General features: G+C 39.5%; 4 protein-coding genes. 3 read left to right on the top strand and 1 reads right to left on the bottom strand.

Annotated features, from left to right (window positions below):
- On the bottom strand, nucleotides 1–3,280 hold a 3,280-nt coding region (locus ACSHWW_RS14205; RefSeq protein ID WP_435683134.1), incomplete at its 3' end, for a hypothetical protein.
- Between the two features lie 580 nt (nucleotides 3,281–3,860).
- Between ACSHWW_RS14205 and ACSHWW_RS14200 the strand changes: the two genes are divergently transcribed.
- From ACSHWW_RS14200 to ACSHWW_RS14190, 3 genes are all read left to right on the top strand, one after another.
- Nucleotides 3,861–3,986, top strand: a complete 126-nt coding sequence (locus tag ACSHWW_RS14200) for a hypothetical protein (protein WP_435683133.1) — start codon at nucleotides 3,861–3,863, stop codon at nucleotides 3,984–3,986.
- Nucleotides 3,987–4,733: 747 nt separating this feature from the next.
- On the top strand, nucleotides 4,734–5,141 hold the full coding sequence (locus ACSHWW_RS14195; RefSeq protein WP_435683132.1) for a hypothetical protein: 408 nt from the start codon (nucleotides 4,734–4,736) through the stop codon (nucleotides 5,139–5,141).
- A gap of 445 nt (nucleotides 5,142–5,586) precedes the next feature.
- Nucleotides 5,587–5,807: nitroreductase family protein (locus ACSHWW_RS14190; protein WP_435683131.1), on the top strand; the 221-nt coding region annotated here is incomplete at its 3' end.

Here is a 5,807-nt window from a genome sequence, read left to right as displayed (position 1 = left end):
ATTCCCATTGATACGTATTTGCATTCTGTACGTTTGCAAAGAATATGGCATCTTGTCCAACTAGTACAATTTCGTTTGTTGGTTGCGTGGTATAATTAACTTCTGCAATGACATTTATTGTGTAATTGCCTAAGTCTACAGGACACGAATTATCTCCCCATCGAGCCCATAAATCGTATGTTCCCGATGATAGTCCGGTATACGTAATACTTCCCATAGCATCTGATATTTGAGACCTATAAGTACTTCCGTTATCTAAACTAAACTCTATCCAAGTTTCTTGAGGGTAGTCTCTAAATACAAATTCTATACTTCCGTTATTCAACCCACAACTAGTATCTGTGGTGTTCACAGCTGCTTGAGGTGACGGATTTACAGTTACCGTCATCGTATCCGTACTCCTACATCCGTTGGGCCGGGTTACGGTTACCGTATAAATAAGGTCTACCGGAGTTGTGATTTTTGGTCCATTATAAGTAAACACAGGACTTGCCGATAGCGTGTTATCTAAATAAGCGGTCTCTACTGGAGATAAGCCTGCCCATTGATAGGTATAAGCAGCTAGTGGATTACCCAAAGTAATACTATTGATTATTTCACAAACTTCTTTGTCCGTCCCTGCTGCTCCATTTAATGATGTAGGTGTCACCATAGTCGTATAGGCATCTGCACAAAAGCATCGGTTTTCACTAGTTCTTACGGCTATAACTACATTACAAACTTGTGAGGCTGGAATAGTAAAACTAAGGGATTCAGATATGGTATTCCCTGCTGTGATGCCTACGGCGAGTGTTTTATCATCTAAAATAATTTCCGAAGCATCATAAACACCATTCTGGTTGGCATCATAAAAAGCTTCGATTATAGTTCCTGCAGCAATATCAAAAGCTGATGTATTTTCAATACTAAAGGCGGTAGCAATTAGTTCATTAGTACCCGATAATTTTGCCTTAGTAGCTGTAGAAGTGATTACCAAACTTGCGCGATCAACATTAAAAATATAATCGTATTCTCCGGTTTGGACAGAAAGTATCGGGCAGAATCCGTCAGACTCCGTAGAACAGGATATATTTTCCGTCTCATCTAAAGAAGTAATAGTTATGGTTTTATTACCGCAACTTATAAAACCAGTTGCGTCTTCTGTAACCTCGTATGTATAGCTAAAGACGTCTCCGTTCACCATTCCAGAAGAAATGGTAAGTTTTATGACTTCATTACCGTTGGTACTTGTTTCCAGACTATCAAAAGAGGCACATAAAGTAGAGGTACACGTATAGGAATTAGGTGTATAGGAATATCCTATTGGCAGTTCAATATCTATAAAACCATTGGCCCCAACCGGTTCAGAGGTAATAATGGTATGTGTATTTTCCAATACTACAGGTGTGCTACAATTATCAAAACTACCGGATACCAAATCTACATCTGTTACTACAGAATAATCTGCGGCTACACCAGATACGTTTGTTGATACGGTTTGCGATTCTAAACTGTTCCCCAATGCGGGTGTTCCACATATATTATTTGCCGATGCCGAAACCTGAAAGTTAGACCCTGCAACAAAATTACAGTTAGAGGTCATTTTAAAGCGTGTGGCCATTAATCTACTATTGGCATCACCTCCATCGTTTAACGTTCCCGGTAGACCCAAAGTAGGAAATATGGTATGCTGGGTTAGATCATAAACATAATTAGAACCTGTATTTGAGCTAACGGCTATAGCCTCCCAATTACCTGAACCTACAGGATATTCCGCTTCAAAACTACCGGAAACCGGATTCATACCTTGTGGCGCAATAATGGTGAACATCACATCCTTAATATTACCGGATTGAACGGAGTTTATATTAAAAGCATAGTCCAATGGGGTACAGATGTCAATAGCACTACTGGGTTCTTCTACTGAGATAATTTCTACCTCGCCACTTGCGGGAGTAAAAATAAGATCTAGTTCTTCTTTACTACAAGTTTCAACATTGGGATCGGTTGGATATTCATTACAGTTCCAACCACCAAAAACCTTTAAGGTAGTCTCCACACAACTGGTATAGGAGAAGTCTACCCTATAATCTTTAAAACTACTAGTGGTAAGTCCTGTGGTTCCTAAAAGATATAAATTCCCCCCAGGATATGGCGTTGGTGCCACCTCAAGACCTGTAGCAATATCCACTACTCTTTCAATTTGTACGTTAGGCACATCATCTATGGAAATCCAATTGTAAGGTGCCGTTTTAGAACCGGTGTTCGCCATTTGAACCACCCAACTTTCAATTGGTTCGGAGGCCTGTATAGCACCCGTTTGGTTTGTTAGCGAAATTTCTGGATGCTCGTAATGGGTAATATTACGAGCATTTGTTTTTATAACTTCCTGTTCCGTGCTGGTGGGATTATCATCTGCATAATGGTAATAGTAATCCTTTATTTTAAAGTTAAACACTATAGGCTCGGTTGTTTCTGTTTCACAAGTGGCCCTTACTTTAAAAGGATAAAGTCTTCCATAGGCATTCGTTACCGTTAAGCCTACGCCAGGCCAATCTCCCGGATTATTAAACGTATACGTATTCCCGGAAACTGCATCGGCGGTTAAAGTGCCTCCGCCACTTATACTGGCTTCTATAAGTTCATATCCTGGCGGAATTACTGCTTCAATAGACTCCACATACATAACCGGTCTATATTCATTTTGGTAATAAAAACCAGCGGTGTCAAACCTTCGTGCTAAGTAGTTGGTGCTTCCTCCTAATTGTACAATATCACATCCGTAGTTAGAATAGGTATTGGTACCAATAACATCTCTGGTACCTACTAAATACATTTCTGGAGTAAAGAAGTTACAATATACTTGGTCTCCGCTTACGGCATCCGTATTATAAAAATACCATTGTCCGCCAGACTGCACATCGTGTTGCGTCATGCTATTAGAGGTCACTTGGTAACGAGAAACAGTTTCTATTTCATCGCCATTTAACAAACCTCCATTGGGAATAAGAGCACTTAAATTCCAATCGATTATTTGGTCTGTAGTAGTGGAATTGGCCATAGAAAAATTGGTAAGTGTTCCACTGGCAACAGCAACACCACTTCGTATGATAGTAACATCTACTTCTAAAGGGGTTATTTTATTGGTTGATGCATTTATTTTATCCAATACCAAACGAGCTCCTAAGGTTGCTGATGCTCCATTTTGGGTAGCGTTACCGTGTATTTCTATTTCATCTAAATACAACGCTTTAGATAAATCATAGGCACTTATATTAGCGGCAACTTGTTTGGTAGACATGGAACTATCTGTCCAACCCAAAGAATTATCCGCACGGCGTACAATAGGTATACCACTGCTTGGACCAATAAGACAGCTACCTGGGCAACTGGCATTGGTGGTCAAACTACCACAAGTAAGCTCCCCTTGACAAGAACACCCTGTAGCCGGATTATTTATTTTTCTAAACGTATAATTCAAAGACAATTCTGAGCCAGAACTACAATCGTACACTAAATCGATTAAGGCATAGCCGATGTTGTTATTTGGTGATGTTATGGTCACTACATTTCCTGTTTGGGTATATCCTACAGAAACGGGATTTCCAGAACCCGGAAATTCACCATACCGCCATTCTACATTTCCTGTTCCCGAAACCGATACACCTGCTGGAAGGGTAAGCTCATATACATAACGGGAGCTCGCGCTATCAAAATCATCTTTCTGTCTATAGTATCCTATACTTAAACGAGTTCTAAAAGGAACATTGTCATCAATATTAGCGGGAATGTAGCCTGTAGTTACAAATGCCGATTGTGTATAGGCCAATGAAGAGCCTTGTGCATAAAGCCGCTGTGAAGACACCTCCGTAGCATCACACATGGTGGTATATTTTACCGATCCAGCAAAATTATCCATCACACTACTTGCGCCACAAGTACTTGCACAATTTATGGCCACATCTACAACAATGGCAACTGTTGAATTTTTTGGTAAATCATCATAAAACCCATCACCATCAATATCATCAAGACCTACTCCCGCTCCATCTGGGTCAGAAGTGAAATAATCTTCAAGGTCTACGGTTAATTTTCTCCCTACATATACCCATGGTACACTTTGTGAGTTTAAGGTTGCATTAGAAATGGAGTAGATGGTACTCATAGCCGTCAATGATTGACTACCTGTTCCCCTACCCTTTAGCAACTTCAGATTATACATGGTAGCAGCATTTGTATCTCCCGTACCCTCATTTACAAATTCTGCTTCTACTTTAAACGGGGTACACATATCTACATACCCTATTCTGGTGTTCCTGTTGGATTTGAAATCAGGATTTCCGGTAGCCATGTTAATTCCACCCGTACCGGTTACCATTGTACACCAATCTACAGGGTCAGAATTACAGCCCCATCCTATTTGATAATCCGTAACTGGGCTGCATGTTTTTATTTCTATAGTTTCCGTAAATGTCAAGGTCTCGCCATTACACAATTGCGAATCGGCAGTAAGGTCCGTACCTGAAATGCTGTAATAGTATACCGACCCCACAACAGAAGTTGGATTTATGGTAACACCACCTAAAGTAAGACTTTGCTGCGCAATACCGGTTCCGTTATAATCTATGGCAAAATGTACCGCATTGGCACAACCGTCCGCTCCATTGGTAATACTGAAGGTTCTGCTCTTAATGTCACCAATTAAGGCATCATTTAAAGTAGCGGGTTGTACAAAACTTAATGAAGGATAGTTAATGGAATATGGTGTAGTTTCCTCATCGGATAAAGATCCATTAATATCACCAATAACTTTATCCACAAAGATACCTCCGGCAAGAACGTTGCTATACGCGTCACAATATGCTTTTCTAAGAATAGTAAATTCAATAAAACTACCAACGGTAAGGTTAGTTGGTCCTAAAGTGAAGATAGGTTGGTTTGGGGTGCCTCCATTTTCTGTTATGGTCAGAGAACTTGTACCGCCTGTTTTTATAATGGAACCTACTTCATACTGCATTCCATCTGCTAAATCAATAGTAATTGTGGCGCCAGTTGTTGAGGCTTCAATTACATTCATTTTTACTTTCAGTAAGGTTGCGTCATTACATACCGTAGCATTTTCTGGTGCTTCTGGAAACGTAATTAAGAAAGACTGGGAGTAACTCAAAAATGAACATAGAAAAGCAACCAGAAGACCTGCCTTTTTAAGGTGTTTTTTGATACTAGAACTCATACTGTGGGTTGTAAACTCCTATTTTATTACTAACGGTTGAGATTTAGCATAGGTAGTCGGCACCAAATTTAACAGTTAAGACTAGGCTGCCATAGTCTATGTTGAGTAGCTAGCTATTTTTGTTGTAAACAGTCAGTTATCGAACATTTGGTACCGTTCATCCGAAATAAAACGGCACCTGTTTTGCGCAATAAAAACTAAACCGCGGAAAACTATAAGCTCATTAGTCTCCAAATATTCTTCCCGGCAAGTCGGTTTACAAATATAAATTGATATTATTTCACCTTAAATAACACCCGAAATCGATTGATTTTCGGACCACTAAAAAAACAATAACTTTGTGTAGTTATACGTATTAAAACAGCACTATTAAAATGTCATCTAAATCTCATATTTTAGTTAATGGTCATTCTCATGTGATCTACCAGGCCAATGCCTTATCTCAAGAAGAATTGGTAAAACAAAGTGAAGCTTTTTACAGCTATTTAAATCAAAGAAGGTCGGTTCGGGAATATGCAGATACCCCTGTACCTAAGGAAGTTATAGAGACTTTAATAAAAACAGCTTCAACAGCTCCTTCTGGTGCCCATAAACA

This window comes from Nonlabens sp., assembly GCF_051251825.1.
Lineage (GTDB): Bacteria > Bacteroidota > Bacteroidia > Flavobacteriales > Flavobacteriaceae > Nonlabens.
The sequence above is the reverse complement of the archived record's forward strand: the minus strand, read 5'-3'. Positions and strand labels throughout refer to the sequence as shown.

Coding starts and splice junctions, on each gene's coding strand:
- ACSHWW_RS14200 (WP_435683133.1), top strand. CDS start 3,861: ATGGTGGTATATTTTACCGATCCAGCAAAATTATCCATCACACTACTT.
- ACSHWW_RS14195 (WP_435683132.1), top strand. CDS start 4,734: ATGGAATATGGTGTAGTTTCCTCATCGGATAAAGATCCATTAATATCA.